The sequence below is a fragment of the Pseudoalteromonas sp. 5Ae-yellow genome (genome assembly GCF_014077565.1).
Taxonomy (GTDB): Bacteria; Pseudomonadota; Gammaproteobacteria; order Enterobacterales; family Alteromonadaceae; genus Pseudoalteromonas.
The window spans coordinates 115,000-133,503 of the sequence record NZ_JACGWD010000001.1; the positions used below are offsets into that span (position 1 = coordinate 115,000).

The following is an 18,504-nucleotide window of genomic DNA, read 5'->3' on the forward strand; positions in this document are numbered from 1 at the left end:
TAATATGTTATTAAATGCGTGAAACGATGGCTGCTGCCACATCGCTTGTGCTGTAACCTGCATTTGGATATATATCTGGTGTGCCAACGCCTGCTTCTACGGCTTCTGCTACTGCTTTTTCAATCGTGCGAGCAGCTTCGTCTTGCCCTAGCGAGTAACGTAGCATTAATGCGGCACTTAAAATTTGTGCTATTGGGTTTGCAACGCCTTTACCTGCAATATCTGGTGCTGAACCGCCTGCTGGCTCGTACAATCCAAAACCTGATTGATTCAAACTTGCCGATGGTAATAAGCCCATTGAACCTGTGATCATGGCGCACTCATCTGACAAAATATCGCCAAATAAGTTATCGCAAAGTAATACATCAAATTGGCTAGGCTGCTTAACTAACTGCATAGCGGCGTTATCTACGTAAATGTAATCTAAGCTTACTTCTGGGTAGTCTTTGCTTACTTCGGTTACTACTTCGCGCCATAATACGCTTGATGCTAATACGTTTGCTTTATCAACAGAGGTAACATGGTTACTACGTAGTTTTGCAGCTTCAAAAGCAAAGCGTGCAATACGTTCAATTTCTTTTCGTGAGTATGTTTGCGTATCAAATGCAAACTCTTCTGCGCCTTCACCACTGCGGCCTTTTTCACCAAAGTAAATGCCGCCAGTTAGTTCGCGCACACATAAAATATCAAACCCTTTTTCGCTGATATCAGCGCGAAGTGGCGACGCTGCACTTAATGCAGGTAATAACTGTGCAGGGCGTAAATTACAAAACAAACCAAAGTGCTTACGAAGCGGCAATAACGATGCGCGCTCAGGCTGCTCGTTTGGTGGTAAGTTTTCCCATTTAGGACCGCCTACCGAACCAAATAAAATAGCGTCTGAATTTTCACACGCAGTAAGTGTACTCTCTGGTAATGCTTTACCAAATTCGTCAATGGCTGCGCCGCCAATTGCATAATGCTCGCGGTTTAGGGTAAAACCAAACTTATTGCTCACAGCATCAAGTACTTGCTCTGCTGCTGCCATTACTTCTGGACCAATACCGTCGCCAGCTAATACCGCAACGCTGTAGTTTGTTTTACTCATCCTGCTTTCCTTTGTTGTTTTAAATCAGACACTTTTTGTGCACGATAAATTAAGTTATAAACACGGATCATGGCGCGTACCGACGCTTCAACCACATCCGCTGCAATGCCCGCACCGTGGTAAGGTCGGCCATCGTATTTAGCTATAATATTTACTTGGCCTAATGAGCTTGCGCCTTGGCCTGTCGCTTCTAAGTTATATTCAATCATTTCAACGCTCATACCGGTTAAGCGCTCAATAGCTGCAAACGAAGCTTCAACTGGGCCATTACCTGTCGCGGCTTCTTGTTTAGCTTCGCCATCAATGCGCATTCCAATAGTAGAGCTTGCTACCGATTGTGAGTTAGAGGCTGAGTTAACAAATTCTAATTGGTATTTTTCGTCTTTGTCGTTAATTTGATTAAAGTAAATCATCGCCTCAAGGTCGTAATCGTATACTGTGCCTTTTTGGTCAGCCAATTCGATAAAGCTTTTATATAAGCCATCCATATCGTAATCAGATTTTTGATAGCCTAATTCTTCTAGGCGATGCTCAATAACATGACGACCCGAACGCGAAGTCATATTTAATTGGTTGCTTGGCACACCCACGCTTTCTGGCGACATAATCTCATAAGTATTTTGCGCTTTTAATACACCGTCTTGGTGAATGCCAGAGCTGTGTGCAAAGGCGTTTTCGCCAACAATCGCTTTATTTGGCTGTACTGGCATATTACAAATTTTAGCCACTTGGCGAGATGCGCGGTAAATTTCTTCACTTTTAATATCTGTGTATACTTTTAAGTGGTCGTGGCGCATTTTCATGATCATCGCCACTTCTTCAAGTGAGCAGTTACCAGCACGCTCACCAATGCCATTAATAGTACACTCAATTTGACGTGCTCCGGCTTGCACTGCAGCCACCGAGTTTGCTACGGCTAAACCTAAATCGTTGTGGCAATGCACACTTAAACGCGCTTTATCAATATTTGGCACGTTATTCATTAAATGGCGGATCATCGCGGCGTATTCGTCTGGCGTTACAAAACCAACGGTATCTGGCAAGTTAATAGTTGAAGCTCCGGCATTAATTGCCTGCTCAACAATTTTACATAAATCCCAATGCGGCGTACGACCGGCATCTTCACACGAAAACTCAACATCGTCTGTGTAGTTACGCGCTAATTTAATTGATTTAACCGCCATTGCCGTTGCATCATCTAGGCTCATACGCAATTTATGTTCAAGGTGCAAAGGGCTTGTAGCAATAAAAGTATGAATACGGCTTTGCTGAGCTGTACGAAGTGCTTCGCCACAGGCTTCAATGTCTTTAGCAACTGAGCGCGCTAAACCACAAATAATCGGGCCTTTTACTTCGGTTGCAATACGTTGCACCGAGCGAAAATCAGCAGGGCTCGAAACCGGAAAACCCACTTCCATCACATCCACATTCAAGCGGCTAATTGTATGCGCTAATTGAATTTTATCATCTTCAGTAAGGCTTGCTTTAAGCGCCTGTTCGCCATCACGTAAGGTGGTATCAAAAATCCATACTTTATCTTGCTCTTGCATAACTGCCCCTCATTCCTATGTTACCCAAATTTCAATTAATCCCAGCCGCGAGATAAAAAAAACCCCGCAATTGCGGGGTTTTTAGTGTTCAACTCGATGCAAACACACTAATCCCCGCTTACTTGCCATAGCAGTAAGAGGTTAAGTTTTAGTGTAATTAAACGAATAATATGCATCTTGTTTTCTTGTGTGTGTGTTCAGTGAAGCCTATTTTTAACATTACAAAGCGACGGAAGCAAGCATAAAAATTCCACAAAACAGATTTAAAAACGATTCAATTGGGTTTTTTAATTCAAACAAGGTGACTGTGAAGAATTAAAATAACAAATACGTAACTAGTGGCGCTTAAATTAATAAGCACTGCAATATACCGTGCTTATATTAACTTTTTGCAATTTTTTTAAGCTATGCTTCTTTATTCGTTTCTCTTACGTAATGCCCGGCTCCTCGAGTAATATAACGCAGCTGCCAAATAACGCGCTCAATCAATTCGTCGCGTTGTAGCCCTTCTATGTCGAGTGCTTCTGCACCGGCATTAAATACCAGAGTGACCATAGATTCCGCCTGAATATAGGCATGCATGGAGTTACATTTGGTTTCGCTTTCTAAATAATGAGCCAGCTCTAAAATAAAATGTTTTACCTCGCGCGCTACTGCGGCTCTAAATGCTTTAGACGTACCAGAGCGTTCTCGCAGCAACAACCTAAATTGGTTACTTGAGTTATCAATAAACTCCATAAACGTAACCACTGAGGTGTTTATAACACTGCCGCCATCGTTTGCTATGCGCCTACGTGCTTGACGCATTAGTTGGCGAAGAGTCAAACCTGCTTCGTCTACCATGGTTAAACCTAGCTCATCCATGTCTTTAAAATGACGATAAAAAGAAGTAGGGGCAATACCGGCTTCTCGTGCTACTTCGCGTAAACTTAAATTCGAAAAACTATGATCAGCACTCAGCTGATTAAATGCCGCTTGAATTAACGCCTGCCGTGTTTTTTGTTTCTGTTGCGCTCTAACACCCGACATCAACAGCTCCCTGAATTATTTTATATGAATATTTAGTGATATTAGCTCAATTGTACAGTCTAATACTTGACGCCAAGAGTTTGAAATACTATTTTAGCTTACAGTTGTACGCTGAGATTGAGAATTATGAATAAACCACCGATTATTTGGACAAACGTCCTGTTTTTTAGCCTAACCTTTTTGGCGGCTGCCACCCTTGTACCTTGGTACGCTATTAGCTACGGATTTACCAGCGCGCATTGGATTGCTTTTGTAGGCTGCATGTTTTATGCGGGCTTATCTATTACTGCCGGTTACCACCGATTATGGGCACATAAAACCTATAACGCACACCCAGCTGTTGAATTTATTTTTGCGCTTGGCGGTGCTTTTGCACTACAAAACAGTGCTTTGCACTGGAGTAGCGATCACCGTATACATCACGGCCAAGTTGACGACCCAATAAAAGACCCTTACGCGGCTACCAATGGTTTTTGGTATAGCCATATCGGCTGGATGTTACGTGACTACCAAGGCGATAGCTACAACGACTATAGTAATTGTCGTGATTTACAACGAAATAAAGTCGTTATGTGGCAACATAAGCACTACTTAAAACTAGCTATTGCCATGAACGTAGGTTTGCCTCTTGCACTTGGTTTATTAGTTGGTGATGTGTGGGGTATGTTAATTCTTGCAGGTTTACTACGCTTAGTACTAAGCCAACACTTTACCTTTTTTATAAATTCGGTTGCACATATTTGGGGTTCTCGCCCATACACTGAAAAAAATACGGCACGCGATAACGGCTTTTTAGCGTTATTTACATACGGTGAGGGGTATCACAACTTCCATCATATTTTTGCAAGCGACTACCGTAACGGTATTAAATGGTTTCATTACGATCCAACAAAATGGATGATCCGCTCTTTAGCAGCTGTTGGTTTAGCCAATAAACTAAAGCGTACACCTGTTGAACGTATCGAAAAAGCAAAGGCCGAAACGCTAATGGGTAAAACGCAAACGCGTCTTGCAAAATTGCCTTTAGCACAAGATAAGATTACATTATTACAACAAGAGTACGATTTACTGCTGAAAAAACTGCAAAATTATTGTTCACTACAAAAACAAGTGTTAGAAGTTAAAAAAAATAACATGGCAAAGCAGTGTGAACGCTCAGCATTAATGGCACAATACCATGAGTTGGAAGCCGCCTGGGAAAATCAAAAACAGGCATGGCTAGCACTTAATGCGAGGTTATTAAAAGCCTCTTTTAATTAATTTAGGAGTGGCAGTGGCCAAACAACCAGAACAAAAAAAAGTACCCGTGACATACCAATATGATGCAATAATTATTGGCACGGGTCCTGGCGGTGAAGGTACCGCCATGAACCTTTCAAAAAATGACAAAAAAGTAGCGGTTATTGAACGCCAAGAAGCTGTTGGTGGCGGTTGTGTACATTGGGGAACAATTCCTTCAAAAGCGCTTCGCCACTCTGTTAGCCGTTATATTGAATACAAAGCAAACCCGTTATTTAATGTTGGCGAGCGTCCTAGCCGCTTAACATTTCCTGATATTTTACGTCATGCTAGTTCGGTTATTTCTAAGCAATCTAATTTACGTAGCAGCTTTTACGATCGCAACCGCATTCATATGTTTCAAGGTGATGCGAGCTTTGTAGATAAGCACACAATTGAAATAAAAAGAAATGATGGCTCAACTGAGCGACTAACCGCTAAAACAATTGTTATAGCGACGGGTTCACGCCCTTACCGCCCACCTGAAGTCGATTTTACGCATTCTCGTATTTACGAAAGCGACACGATACTAGGCCTTGAACACGACCCTCATCGCGTACTTATTTATGGCGCAGGTGTTATTGGTTGTGAGTATGCTTCTATATTTAAAGGCTTAGGCGCTAAAGTTGATTTAGTTAATACACGCGACCGCCTGCTTGCTTTTATGGATGCTGAAATATCTGACGCGCTTAGCTATCACTTTTGGAACAGCGGTATTGTTATTCGTCATAATGAAGAATTTGATCGAATAGAGACCCGTGACGACTGCGTTATTATGCATTTAAAATCGGGTAAACGCGTAAAAGCTGACTGTATTTTATTTGCTAATGGCCGTACTGGTAACACTGATACGCTAAACCTTGAAGCCATTGGTTTAAAAGCCGATAGCCGTGGCCAATTAAAAGTGAACGAAACATACCAAACAGAAATTGATAACGTTTATGCTGTTGGTGATGTAATTGGCTACCCAAGCCTTGCAAGTGCTGCGTTTGACCAAGGTCGTATAGCTGCTGATGCAATTGCGTGTGGTAACTGTGACGACAGACTGATTGTTGATATTCCGGCTGGTATTTATACCATTCCAGAAATGAGTTCAGTCGGTAAAACCGAGCAAGAGCTTACAGCCGCTAAAGTACCTTATGAAGTTGGCCGTGCTCAGTTTAAGCATTTGGCACGTGCGCAAATTGCGGGCACTGAAGTGGGTAGTTTAAAAATATTATTCCACACCGAAACCAAAGAAGTACTTGGCGTACATTGCTTTGGTGAGCGTGCGTCTGAAATTGTTCACATTGGCCAAGCCATTATGGAACAAAAAAATGGCGGCAATAACATCGACTACTTTGTAAATACCACATTTAACTACCCAACTATGGCTGAAGCCTACCGTGTTGCGGCGCTAAATGGTTTAAATCGTTTATTTAAGTAACTGCTTAAATAAGGTTTTTAAACGCCTTTATAAATAGATAACAAAAAACCCGCACTAAGCGGGTTTTTTATTTTTAAACAAGCACTAATGCTTGTTTAAGTCACTATTACTTATGGTACTTAGCACTTAGCTCATGTACGGCATTAATGAATACACCGGCATTTTCAGGGTCTACATCTGGTGTAATACCGTGACCTAAGTTAAACACGTGGCCATTGCCTGTACCGAAATCTTCTAAAATAGTGCCTACTTCTTGGCGAATACGCTCTGGTGTACCGTGTAACATAGACGGGTCCATATTACCTTGTAGCGCTACTTTATCACCCACACGGCGCTTAGCGTCGCTAATATTAATAGTCCAATCAAGGCCAATTGCATCACAACCTGTTGCTGCAATTGCTTCAATCCATTGACCACCATTTTTAGTGAACAAAGTAACCGGTACTTTACGGCCATCGTATTCACGAATTAAGCCATCTACAATTTTATGCATATATTGCAGTGAAAATTCGTTGTAATCGCGCGGGCTTAATACACCACCCCATGAGTCAAATACCATTAGCGATTGCGCGCCAGCTTTAATTTGAGCATTTAAGTAATCGATAACTGAATCAGCTAATTTATCGAGTAATAAATGAAGTGTTTGCGGCTCTGCAAACGCCATTTTTTTGATTTTACCAAATACTTTGCTGCTACCGCCTTCAACCATATAAGTTGCTAGCGTCCAAGGCGAACCAGAAAAACCAATAAGTGGTACTTCACCCTTAAGTTCACGACGAATAGTGCTTACTGCGTTCATTACGTAGCCAAGCTCGTCTGTAGGGTCTAACTTTGGAATTTTTTTAACATCAGCAAGTGATGAAATAGGACGTTCAAACTTAGGGCCTTCGCCAGTTTCAAAGTACAAGCCTAAACCCATCGCATCTGGAATTGTTAAAATATCACTAAATAATATAGCGGCATCTAACGGGTAGCGACGTAGTGGCTGCAGTGTTACTTCACATGCAAGTTCTGCATTACGGCACAGGCTCATAAAATCGCCCGCTTGTGCACGTGTTGCACGGTACTCTGGTAAATAGCGTCCTGCTTGGCGCATCATCCATACCGGAGTTACATCAACAGGTTGTTTTGCAAGTGCACGTAAATAACGGTCGTTTTTTAATTCGCTCATGGCGTAAATGATCCTAAGACTTGTATAAATTGTGCAAGATTGTACCACCATATTCCCCGACCCTCTATTGCTTAGGGACGAAAACAGCTTTACCTAGAGGTAGATCAATAGAATGGAGTGTTTTAATCCATTTTGACTATAAAATAAGCAAAAAAGAATAACATTTAAAACTTTTTATTAATATGTTTGCAACATACTAAAAACCTTGTTATTGTTTGTCCCGCGTTAACAAAAACAACAATAAAAATCTTAAAACAATAAAAATAAAAGTTTTAAAATAATAACAATAAAAATCATCTCATAAAAATAAGAAAGCTTGTTATAACAAGTCACTGAAAGAAATTAGACCACCGTAACTGGTGGTTTTTTCTTGCCTGCAATAAAACTCCCCCATCTTAATTAATATAAGAAGATACAACTCACAACTGGGTTACTTTACTTGTTGATATACGCTCAAATTAAATATATCTTGATGTACAGTGAGTTATTATATTTTTAATTAAAAACCAACCCAGCCTAGGAGAATAATTATGCTGACGCGTGTAGAAAAAGCTCAACAGAAATGGGGTGGTAGCCACACAGTAATTGATAAATGGCTAAACGAACGCCAAGACCTTATTGTACTTTATTGCAAAATTGCAGGCTTTACGCCGTACGAAAAGCAAGATCAGGCATTACCAGAGCCAAAGCTAATTGAATCATTTTGCCAACTTTTAATGGATTACCTATCTGCAGGCCATTTTGAAGTGTATGACGATATAGCAAAAGCATGTGAAAAAAAGGGCTTACAAAGCCAAGAGTTAGCAAACTCTATTTACCCGCGTATTTCTAGTACAACCGACATAGCGCTTGATTTTAATGATAAATACGCTGAAGTAGACAAAGAAGACTTGTTAAAGGGCTTTGATGATGACTTATCTGTTATTGGCGAGGCATTAGAAGCACGCTTTGCACTTGAAGATGAGCTTATTGATAACTTGTTTTCTAATCACGCAAACTAATATGTTATTTACGCACATTAAAAAAGGGACCTAAGGTCCCTTTTTGCATTTACACAATAAGCTTATTATTGTGCTGGTGCTTCTTCATTTTGAATTTCAAGTAATTCAACTTCAAATACAAGTGTTGAATTAGCTGGAATCTTACCTAAGTCACGGTCGCCGTAAGCAAGTTCTGAAGGAATAGTGAACTTGTACTTAGAACCCACTGACATAAGTTGTAAACCTTCAGTCCAACCCGCAATTACGCGGTTAAGAGGGAAAGTTGTCGGTTCGTTACGTGCATATGAGCTATCAAACTCAGTACCGTCTAATAAAGTACCTTTGTAGTGTACTTTAACTACATCAGTTGCTACTGGCTTTTCGCCATCGCCTTCGCTAAGTACTTCGTACTGTAGGCCAGACTCAGTTACTGTAACGCCTTCTTTTTTAGCGTTGTCAGCTAGGTATTTAACACCCGCTTCTTTGCTTTTTTCAGACTCTACTTTTGCTTTTTCTTCTTGCTTAGTACGCACTGATGTATCTAGTTCAGTTAATACTTCGCGAATTTTTTCTTCGTCAAGTTTTGCATTACCAGCAAGTGCATCTTCAAAACCACGGATTAGAAGTGCTTGGTCTAGTTCAATACCAATTTCTGTTTTGTCTGCTAGGTCTTTATTTAAAAAGTTACCTACAGATGCACCAATACCGTATGCTTGTTGCTGTTCTACAGTGTCTAATTTAACTTCAGCTTGTTCTTTTTTTGCTTCTTGATTACAAGCTGTAAGCGCTAAAACTGACGCTGCAATCAATGACAATCTAATCGTCTTTTTCATTTTAAATCTCCGACACACTTTGCAGTTGTCATTTTAATGTATTATTACTAGTTAAAGATTAACGGCCCACATGATAGGCTGCTTGTTTAATGACTAAATTCCACATTGTTAGCTAAACTAAAAACATATCCAGTGATTAGACAAACAACCTAGGCATTTAACGCGTCCTAGTCTAACCTCTCAGTCACTAAGAGTTAAGGGGAAATACCTGTAATATGTCGATATTTCGTACTTTTTTAATCGTATTTAGCTGTTTTTTAGCCATCGCCTGTACCGATAAAAAACAACACGCTGTAGTAAGTTACGAACATGCTGCACAAGGTGCGTTTTCATCAGCGCTGTCAGACGATGGTAAATACAGTTTAATCTCCTCTATCAACCATGGGGTCGCCCTGTGGGATAATCAACAGCAGGTACTAAAATACCAATGGTTTCAGCAGCAAGATCAAGACAGTTTGGTATACGCCGTTGCTATTGCTTTTGATAACAGCGTGGCTGTTACCGCCGAAAAAACCACGTTTGCTGTGTGGGATATAACCACAGGTAAAAATAAAGGTTATTACAAAATACAAAAAGCCAGTATTCGCGATATTGCCATTAGTAATCAAGGTCGTAGTGTTTTATACGGCCGTAGTGATGGCGTTGTCGTATTTGTAAACCTAGAAACTGGACGTCGTATTGAGTTTTTAGGTCATCAGGATAAAGTTAATACTGTTGACCTGTCTCCTAACGGACGCTACGCCTTAAGTGGCTCTAACGATTATGTTGCTTACTTTTGGGATACACGTACAGGGCAAGTAATTCATCGATTTAATCACCCAACGCGTGTTACCCAAGTAACGCTCGATCCACAAGGTCGCTATGCGTTTACGGCCGATAGTATGGCACAAGCAAATGTATGGAAGCTGACTACAGGTGATCTTGTGAGTAAACTGAAGTATATTGCGCGTCAGAAAATTTTTACTGCTGTGCGTTTTAACGAACAAGGCACTTTGCTTGCAACCGGCTCGCCAAATAAGCGCGTTGATTTATGGCAAATACTAAGCGGCGAAAAAATTCAAACTTGGCAGGTTACCCCGCGCGAAGGCAGTAAGCCTAAATCGGCGGTGGTGCTAGATGTGACATTTACAGATAACGGTAAATCGTTGTTAACCGAAAGCTCCAGCGGTACCGCAGAGCGATTTATTATACGAGAGAATAATGAACACAATTGAACATCGCTTAATGGAACTTGAAGCCAAAGTGGCTTTTCAAGACGAAACGATTGAAGTTTTAAATGATGAAATAAAAGTGCATCAGCAACTTTTAGCAAAAATGAAACGCCAAACAGAGCTGCTAGCAGAAAAAATTAAAGAGTCGCAGTCATCATCGTCTATGATGTCTGAAGTACCTGAGCCGCCTCCACCGCATTACTAAAGCTGGTATAAATTAGGCAATAAAAAACCGGGTTAGTCGCCCGGTTTAAATACACCAATTACTTGTTCAAATTGGCGAGTAGACGCCTGAACAGCGTTATCGGGTTGCGCCATTTTATGACCGCACTCAACACACTCTACTTTTTCAACATCATGTTCTCTGTATAGCATCATAGTATCCATGGCTTTACACTCAGGGCACGATGCACCAGCAATAAATCGCTTCTTTTGTCTCACAACATTTTTCCTGTGGTTTGAACTGCCGCTATTTTATCGTATAACTTCACTTGTTGATACGCTTGATAAGAGCATTAAGTTCTATGTTATGATAGCGCCAACTTAACAAGGGCACAGTAAAGTAACGCATTCATGATCCAAATATCAGAAATAGAACTACTTCGTGGCGGTAAAGCCTTATTAAAAAACGCATCAGCTACATTATTTCCAGAACACAAAGTAGGCCTTGTTGGCGCTAATGGCTGTGGAAAATCAACGTTATTTGGTTTACTAAAATCTGAATTACAACTGGATGCCGGTAACTGCAGCATTCCAAAAGATTGGTCTATTGCCTCTGTTAAGCAAGAAACCCCTGCCCTTGAAATAAGCGCGATTGATTATGTACTTCAAGGCCACCCAGAATACTATGCAATGCGTATAGCACTGCGTGAGGCCGAGAAAAACAACGATGGCGACACACAAGCCAAAGTACATATTCAGCTTGAAAACATTAAAGGCTACAGCATTGAATCGACCGCCGGTGAGCTATTACACGGCTTAGGCTTTGCCAATAACCTAATAGAAAACCCTGTCAGCTCTTTTTCGGGTGGTTGGCGTATGCGTTTAAATCTTGCCCAAGCATTAATACGCGACGCCGATTTACTACTTCTCGATGAGCCAACAAACCACCTTGATTTAGATGCCGTTTATTGGCTTGAACGCTTTTTACGTGCGTATACCGGCACCCTTGTACTTATATCGCATGACCGTGAGTTTTTAGATGCGGTGGTTGATCAAATTTGGCATGTAGATAAGCAACTTATCAATGTGTACAAAGGTAACTACTCTCAGTTTGAACGCCAAAAAGCAGAGCGTTTATTACAACAACAAGCGATGTTTGATAAGCAACAAGATCAAATTGCCCACCTTGAGCAGTTTATAACGCGCTTTAAAGCAAAAGCCAGTAAAGCTAAACAAGCACAAAGCCGTGTGAAAGCACTTGAACGCATGGAAAAACTAGCGCCGGCACATGCCGACTCGCCCTTTAACTTTGAGTTTGCAGAGCCAAAAGCATTACCAAACCCACTAATGACAATAGATAAAGCCAAAGCGGGTTATGGTGACGTCACTATTTTAAATAATATAGAGCTAAACCTAGTACCAGGCAGCCGAATTGCTTTACTTGGCCGAAATGGTGCGGGTAAATCAACGTTAATTAAACTGCTTTCTGGCGACTTAGAGCCACAAGCGGGCGAAGTTGCGCAGCACCATGGTTTAAATATTGGTTATTTTGCGCAGCATCAGCTTGAATCTCTTGATTTAAAAGCCAGTGCAATAACGCACATACAACGACTAGACCCAAAAGCCACTGAGCAATCACTACGTGACTTTTTAGGTGGCTTTGCCTTTATTGGCGATAAAGCACTTGAGCCTGTAGCCCCTTTTTCAGGCGGCGAAAAAGCACGTTTAGTACTTGCCATGTTGGTATACCAAAAGCCAAACCTACTGCTTCTCGATGAGCCAACTAACCACCTTGATTTAGAAATGCGCCATGCACTTGTTATGGCACTGCAAGGCTTTGAAGGCGCTATGGTTACCGTATCGCACGACCGCCATATGCTTAAAAACACTGCCGATGAGTTTTACTTAGTAGATGATGGCAAAGTAACGCAATTTGGTTACGACTTAGATGCGTATTATCAATGGCTACTTAACGCCAATAAAGAAGCAGTTAAAGCACAGCAAAGCGACGAACCTAAAGCTAATCCTGGTGTTAACCGTAAAGAGCAAAAGCGCTTAGAGGCTGAATTTAGAAAAGCCACTCAGCCACTTAAAAAGCAAATTGAAAAGCTTGAAAAGCAACTCGATAAATTTACCGCCGAATTAAGTGAAGTGGAAGTAGCCCTTGGCGACAACGAACTCTACAACGACGACAACAAAGCCAAACTCAAAGAGTTATTGGCCAAGCAAGCAACGCTTACGCCTAAACTTAACGACATTGAAGAAGAGCTACTGATGGCACTTGAAGAAATGGAAGAAAAAGAACAGGCATTCGCTGATGAACTTGCTCAATAGCGACCATTTTTGGCAATTTGCGTGCACCTTGTACGCAAAGCCTGATCAACAAACAACCTTGCTGGCACTACAAAACCAGCAAGGTAAAAATGTAAATTTGTGCTTGTTACTACTTTATTTAGATTCATTAAATTTAAGCGTTAACGCCGAGCAACTAAGTGAGTTAATAAACGTAATTAATGAGTTTGATAACCAAGCCTTGCAACCGCTACGTGCTGCACGTAGCTATTTAAAAACTAACCAAAATTCAATAAGTGATTACGCCACAATACGCGCAGAGTTACTAAGCGCTGAGCTAAAGCTTGAAAAACAACAGCAACATATGTTGATTGAAACAGTAAATGAGTTTGAATTAGTCGAGTATGCAGAGCCAAACAATATTGAGCTATATGTGAAAGCCACTTAGGCTGCGACTTTTTATACCCTCCTCCACTGCTCATTCTATTTTCTTTGTGCAAAAAACCTTTAAGTAATTTATTCACAAAGAGGTTAAGAGGCGCTTCGCTTTTAGAGGAAAACAAACTAGATTACTTAGATAAAAATATAAATATTGAGCGGTTGTTTGGCTCAAGTAGTTTATAGCTCTACCCTCATTTACTTCTCATTCTTTTCTCTTTGTGAAAATTTTTTAAGTAGTTTACTCAAAAAAGTTAAAAGCACTACGCTTTGGAGGAAGTGAAAAAACATGGATTACGATCAGCTCACTATTTCAAGCGAAAAACTCTATTTACCCTTTGGTAATAACTTATTAGTCCTCAAATCATGATCTAAATCAACTTAGCTTCGCTCCTACATCTGCTTATGTAAATAACTTGATCTCGATCACGTTGGGCCTTCTAAACACCGCTTATGATTAACCCATCAACAACGAGGGGAACAAATCATGAGCGTATTCTTTAGAGATTTTTTTACAGATCCAGTTTTATTTATGTCTTTTGGATTTTTAACTATCGTTGTTTCTTTGTGTATCTTTTTTGCTTTTTTCTTTCTGAAAAAAATACATGATGCAGAAATTCCTGACCAAAATTAAGCACGACGCACTAAAGCGCCTTATTAGTTTACTAGTTAGGCGCTTTTTATTTTCTGAAGCGAAAAATTTGGTACACTAGCTTTTCGTTTAATACAAAGTGCGTAGTACAAACATGATCTCTCAGTTCAAACCAGCATGGTGGATGACTAATCGTCACGTTCAAACCATAATGCCGCGTTTTTTCCGCCCATTTCACCACACTCGCTACGAACTTGAGCAACTTGATACACCTGATGGTGACTTTATTGAGCTCGCATGGTCACTTCCACATAACGAAACCGCACCACTTGCTGTTGTTTTGCATGGCCTTGAAGGCAATATAAATAGCTTTTATGCCAAAGGCATGATGAAGGCTTTAAAAAAACAAGGTTATGCAGTTGTGCTTATGCACTTTAGAAACTGCTCAACTGAAGTAAACCGCCTTCCACGTGCTTATCACAGCGGTGACACCGCCGATTTAGCCTTTTTTATAAATCATCTTAAGCAACAATACCCAGATAGAGCGATGGTTGCCGTGGGCTTTTCGCTTGGTGGTAATGTGCTTGCTAAGTACTTAGGCGAAGAGAATACAAACTGCCCACTCAATGCAGCTGCAGTGGTATCGGCGCCTTATGACTTATCATCATCAAGTGATGTTATTCGTAAAAGCTTAGGTAAAATTTATCAAAAGTATTTGCTCGATCGCATGAAAAAGTCGATGCAACGTAAATTACCGCAAATTAAGCAGCAAATTCCTATAACTACCGATCAATTAATGAATATTGATGATTTATTAGAGTTCGATAACCAACTTACAGCACCGTTACATGGCTTTGAAAATGCCCACGATTACTATCGTAAAGCCAGTGCTATGCCGTACTTAAAAGATATCGCTATACCCACACTTATTATTCATGCCAAAGACGACCCTATGCTCTCAATTAAAGCCGTACCGAGTAGGCAAGACGTAAGTGAGCATGTTACGCTGCGCATCTCTGACAAGGGCGGGCATGTTGGTTTTATTAGCGGTAAAAATCCGTTTAAACCTATATTTTGGTTAGAAAAAGCCGTCCCTCATTATTTTAGCCAGCACGTATCAAATAAAGCGAGTAACAAGTAGTAATGATTATCCCTTTTGAACAACTCGATCAAGACACTCTTTATAACTTAATCGAAAGCTACGTATTACGCGAAGGTACCGATTATGGTGAAGTAGAGGCAAGCATCGAATCTAAAGTAAGCCAAGTAAAGCTGCAGCTTAAAAATGGCGAAGCGATGGTGTTTTTCTCAGAATTACACGAGTCTGTAACTATAATTTCAAAAGGTGAATTTAAAGCGCTGCAAAGTGAAGAGCATCAAGCACAGTCGTTTGATTAGGGCGTAGTACTTGTAACTTTTGAATTGAACGTACACAATGGCTTTTTACCCAAAGAGCCAAAACATGATAAAACTCAGCACTCTAGTGGTAGCCATATCACTAGCTTTAACTAGCCAAGCCCAAGCAGAACAAACAATAACAGCATCTGATAAGGCAATTAAACTCGCTAAAGATACCATTTTAATTGATACCCATATTGACGTACCTTATCGAATTCACGAAAGCTGGGTTGATGTAACCAAAGCAACTAGTGATGGCGATTTTGACTATCCTCGCGCTGTAAAAGGCGGTTTAAACGCACCGTTTATGTCGATTTATATTCCTGCGCATTTAGAGTTTGAGGGTAAAGGAAAAAGCTACCAGCTAGCCAATCAAATGATTGATAGTATGGAAGCCATAATCCAGCGCGCACCCAATAAGTTTGCTATTGCTAACTCAAGCTCTGATATTGAAGAGCAATTTAAACAAGGTAAGCTGTCTATAGCCATGGGTATGGAAAATGGCTCTCCAATCGAAGGTGATATGAAAAACCTTCAGCACTTTTACGACCGTGGCATTCGTTACATCACGCTAGCGCACTCGCAAAGCAACCATATTTCGGATTCGTCTTACGATATACGCCGTAAATGGAAAGGCTTAAGCCCATTCGGTAAAAAGCTTGTCACTGAAATGAATAATATAGGCATGCTAATTGACGTATCGCATATTTCTGATGATGCGTTTTATCAGGTTATGGAGCTCTCTAAAACGCCAGTAATTGCCTCTCATTCATCACTTCGTAAATACACGCCTGGCTTTGAGCGTAATATGAATGACGATATGCTATTAGCGCTGAAGGAAAATGGCGGTGTTATTCAAATCAATTTTGGCTCAAGCTTTGTTACCGCTAAAGCAGGTAGCTGGGGCAAGCAATTAAAAAGTACAAAAGAGTCAGCTAAAAAAGAAGGTACTAAGTTAAGTAAAGATTTTGATGCTGCGTACCGTGCTAAAAATCCGTATCCATTTGCAAGTCTTGAGCAAGTACTTGACCATATTGATCACGTAGTTGAGCTAATTGGTATTGATTATGTAGGTATTGGCTCTGATTATGATGGAGTTGGCGATTCATTACCTATCGGCTTAAAAGATGTATCTAGCTACCCAAATCTAGTTCAAGGTTTGATAGACAGAGGTTACAGCGACACCGATATTAAAAAGATTTTAAGCGGCAATACACTAAGAGTGTGGAAACAAGCTGAGCAATACGCAAAATCGCATTAAGCTTTACGCGCTAGGCTTAGGTCTAGCGCTTATAGCCAATTTAAACACCGTATTTCGCCACTCACGCCCCGCCTTCTTAATTAACCCGTATATTTCATCCTCATTTAACACATTTTTTAACAGACTTATATTTCGAAAACAGATAAATTACCCATTTTAGAGGCAGATTATTTTATGACTATAAACAAAGGAACTATTGCGATTACTATAGCAACACTTGCCTTGGTAATTTCATGCTACGGAACATTTTTTAAAGATCAGTCCAGTTCGCTTAATAAACCCAAGCAGCAACAGCTAAGCCCCACAGTTTCTATTAGTACTCCTGCAGAATATCAGCAATCAAATGAAGCCTTAATTGACGAACTAAGCAAGAAAGTAAGTTCGCTACAACGCAAAGTAGCAAACTTAACACTGCACGCTAATGGCTCTTATCAAGAACAAGATACCGACGAATTTAAGGAACTTGTTCTTGACGTACTAGAGGAAAAACAGCAGCAAGAAGATGAAAAACGACGTGAGCAAAATCCTCTTTATAGCTTTTATGCAGACTTACCAGAAGACTATGATTTAAGGATCAAATCAGAACCTGATTATGCTAAACAAATAAACTCTCAATTAAGAGAGCAAACTTTAGATCCAAGCATCTCTGATTTAAATAGGTTAGCTGCACTGAGCCAACTGCAAATGAATATGTTTATCTTGAATAAATCGAGTATGCCTGAGTATGACTATGAAGTAGTAGGTAACATTTTAAATTTAGCGAACAACAGTAGTGACGAAAAATTTAAAATTCAAGCTGTTGAGTTAACAACTCAAACACCGGTACTTGATTACCGCCTTGCAGAGCAATTTACAAACTTGTTAGAGCAAGACACGAATGATTATATCCGTCGCTTAGCTGCACAAGGGTTGATGGCGCAATACTACCAAGCTCAAAATAAACAAGATGGTTATACGAAGCAAATGGCGCAGCATCTACTTTCAGTTTATAACAATAGTTCTGACAATGCAGTCAGGACAACGCTTGACGAAATGATGGGTAACCAAGATATGCTTGATGAGTTACGTAAGAATGCTGGTTACTAACTGATTAAGTTCATGCTCCTACTCTGTTACAGCGATAACATTAATACTTTTAATGCTTAATGCATTACAACAGTTGATTACTCAACGATAGTTGCTACAAAGCACCGATGCCTAAGGTAAGAGAGCCACCTTCACATTACATAAATTACAGGCATTAAAAAACCCGAGACTAAGCTCGGGTTTTTTTAATGCTTAATGCATTACAACAGTTGATTACTCAACGATAGTTGCAACAACACCAGCACCAACAGTACGGCCACCTTCACGGATAGCGAAACGAAGACCTTCGTCCATCGCGATTGGCGCGATTAGAGTTACTGTCATCTTGATGTTATCACCAGGCATTACCATTTCTACGCCTTCTGGTAACTGTACGTCACCTGTTACGTCAGTTGTACGGAAGTAGAACTGTGGACGGTAACCTTTGAAGAATGGAGTATGACGACCACCTTCATCTTTAGAAAGTACGTATACTTCTGAAGTGAATGTTGTGTGTGGGTTGATTGAACCAGGCTTAGCTAGTACTTGACCACGTTCAACGTCTTCACGCTTAGTACCACGTAGAAGTGCACCAATGTTCTCACCAGCACGACCTTCGTCAAGAAGCTTACGGAACATTTCAACACCAGTACAAGTAGAACGAGTTGTATCATTGATACCAACAATTTCTACTTCGTCATTGATGCGGATGATACCAGCTTCAACACGAC

18 protein-coding genes are annotated in these 18,504 nt (G+C 40.5%); 11 read left to right on the top strand and 7 right to left on the bottom strand.

Going from position 1 to position 18,504, the window contains the following annotated elements; all coding sequences use genetic code 11:
• Window positions 1-10: 10 nt before the first annotated feature.
• The 3 genes from leuB to fabR all read right to left on the bottom strand — a co-directional run bounded on the left by leuB (window position 11) and on the right by fabR (window position 3,666).
• Window positions 11-1,087 carry a 3-isopropylmalate dehydrogenase gene (gene leuB / locus H4J63_RS00505; protein WP_007582207.1) on the bottom strand — a complete coding sequence of 359 codons (1,077 nt, stop codon included), beginning with the start codon at window positions 1,085-1,087 and terminating at the stop codon, window positions 11-13.
• Entirely contained in the window at window positions 1,084-2,637 is a 1,554-nt protein-coding gene (gene leuA / locus H4J63_RS00510; RefSeq protein ID WP_008171909.1) for a 2-isopropylmalate synthase, read from the bottom strand. Before leuA ends, leuB begins: the two co-directional genes overlap by 4 nt.
• A gap of 405 nt (window positions 2,638-3,042) precedes the next feature.
• On the bottom strand, window positions 3,043-3,666 hold the full coding sequence (fabR, locus tag H4J63_RS00515) for an HTH-type transcriptional repressor FabR (protein WP_182193763.1): 624 nt from the start codon (window positions 3,664-3,666) through the stop codon (window positions 3,043-3,045).
• 126 nt (window positions 3,667-3,792) lie between these two features.
• Between fabR and H4J63_RS00520 the strand changes: the two genes are divergently transcribed.
• Entirely contained in the window at window positions 3,793-4,926 is a 1,134-nt protein-coding gene (locus H4J63_RS00520) for a fatty acid desaturase (RefSeq protein ID WP_182193765.1), read from the top strand.
• Window positions 4,927-4,939: 13 nt separating this feature from the next.
• A complete protein-coding gene (gene sthA, locus H4J63_RS00525) occupies window positions 4,940-6,370 on the top strand; it encodes a Si-specific NAD(P)(+) transhydrogenase (protein ID WP_182193767.1) in 1,431 nt (476 codons plus the stop codon).
• Window positions 6,371-6,476: 106 nt separating this feature from the next.
• Here the strand turns inward: sthA and hemE are convergent, their stop codons facing one another.
• The gene (hemE, locus tag H4J63_RS00530; protein ID WP_002961084.1) at window positions 6,477-7,541 is read right to left on the bottom strand and encodes a uroporphyrinogen decarboxylase; all 1,065 of its coding nucleotides are present in this window, start codon (window positions 7,539-7,541) and stop codon (window positions 6,477-6,479) included.
• Between the two features lie 530 nt (window positions 7,542-8,071).
• Between hemE and H4J63_RS00535 the strand changes: the two genes are divergently transcribed.
• Window positions 8,072-8,542 carry an Rsd/AlgQ family anti-sigma factor gene (locus tag H4J63_RS00535; RefSeq protein ID WP_007582240.1) on the top strand — a complete coding sequence of 157 codons (471 nt, stop codon included), beginning with the start codon at window positions 8,072-8,074 and terminating at the stop codon, window positions 8,540-8,542.
• 65 nt (window positions 8,543-8,607) lie between these two features.
• Here H4J63_RS00535 and fkpA read toward each other — a convergent pair whose 3' ends face one another.
• Complete coding sequence (gene fkpA / locus H4J63_RS00540) at window positions 8,608-9,354, bottom strand: FKBP-type peptidyl-prolyl cis-trans isomerase (RefSeq protein ID WP_024595253.1); 747 nt, start codon at window positions 9,352-9,354, stop codon at window positions 8,608-8,610.
• 215 nt (window positions 9,355-9,569) lie between these two features.
• Between fkpA and H4J63_RS00545 the strand changes: the two genes are divergently transcribed.
• Window positions 9,570-10,568 (top strand): WD40 repeat domain-containing protein, encoded by a 999-nt coding sequence (locus H4J63_RS00545; protein WP_182193769.1) that lies wholly within the window; start codon window positions 9,570-9,572, stop codon window positions 10,566-10,568.
• Window positions 10,555-10,770, top strand: coding sequence for a SlyX family protein (locus tag H4J63_RS00550; RefSeq protein ID WP_004335946.1), 216 nt, complete (start codon window positions 10,555-10,557; stop codon window positions 10,768-10,770). The genes H4J63_RS00545 and H4J63_RS00550 overlap by 14 nt, the downstream gene beginning before the upstream one ends.
• 32 nt (window positions 10,771-10,802) lie before the next feature.
• On the opposite strand, the gene H4J63_RS00555 is transcribed toward H4J63_RS00550, so the two are convergent.
• A complete protein-coding gene (locus tag H4J63_RS00555; protein WP_004589620.1) occupies window positions 10,803-11,006 on the bottom strand; it encodes a YheV family putative zinc ribbon protein in 204 nt (67 codons plus the stop codon).
• Between the two features lie 132 nt (window positions 11,007-11,138).
• Here H4J63_RS00555 and H4J63_RS00560 point away from each other — a divergent pair, with 132 nt between their 5' ends.
• From H4J63_RS00560 to H4J63_RS00585, 6 genes are all read left to right on the top strand, one after another.
• Window positions 11,139-13,061, top strand: coding sequence for an ATP-binding cassette domain-containing protein (locus H4J63_RS00560; RefSeq protein ID WP_182193771.1), 1,923 nt, complete (start codon window positions 11,139-11,141; stop codon window positions 13,059-13,061).
• Window positions 13,045-13,467, top strand: a complete 423-nt coding sequence (locus H4J63_RS00565) for a TIGR02444 family protein (protein WP_182193773.1) — start codon at window positions 13,045-13,047, stop codon at window positions 13,465-13,467. The genes H4J63_RS00560 and H4J63_RS00565 overlap by 17 nt, the downstream gene beginning before the upstream one ends.
• Before the next feature lie 736 nt (window positions 13,468-14,203).
• Window positions 14,204-15,190, top strand: a complete 987-nt coding sequence (locus tag H4J63_RS00570; protein WP_182193775.1) for a hydrolase — start codon at window positions 14,204-14,206, stop codon at window positions 15,188-15,190.
• A gap of 2 nt (window positions 15,191-15,192) precedes the next feature.
• A complete protein-coding gene (locus H4J63_RS00575; RefSeq protein WP_004335925.1) occupies window positions 15,193-15,447 on the top strand; it encodes a YheU family protein in 255 nt (84 codons plus the stop codon).
• Between the two features lie 64 nt (window positions 15,448-15,511).
• Window positions 15,512-16,708: a dipeptidase gene (locus tag H4J63_RS00580; protein ID WP_182193777.1), complete on the top strand. Its 1,197-nt coding sequence runs from the start codon at window positions 15,512-15,514 to the stop codon at window positions 16,706-16,708.
• Window positions 16,709-16,882: 174 nt separating this feature from the next.
• Window positions 16,883-17,794 carry a hypothetical protein gene (locus tag H4J63_RS00585; protein WP_165744994.1) on the top strand — a complete coding sequence of 304 codons (912 nt, stop codon included), beginning with the start codon at window positions 16,883-16,885 and terminating at the stop codon, window positions 17,792-17,794.
• Window positions 17,795-18,007: 213 nt separating this feature from the next.
• Here H4J63_RS00585 and H4J63_RS00590 read toward each other — a convergent pair.
• Window positions 18,008-18,504: EF-Tu/IF-2/RF-3 family GTPase (locus H4J63_RS00590; RefSeq protein ID WP_259365446.1), on the bottom strand; the 497-nt coding region annotated here is incomplete at its 5' end.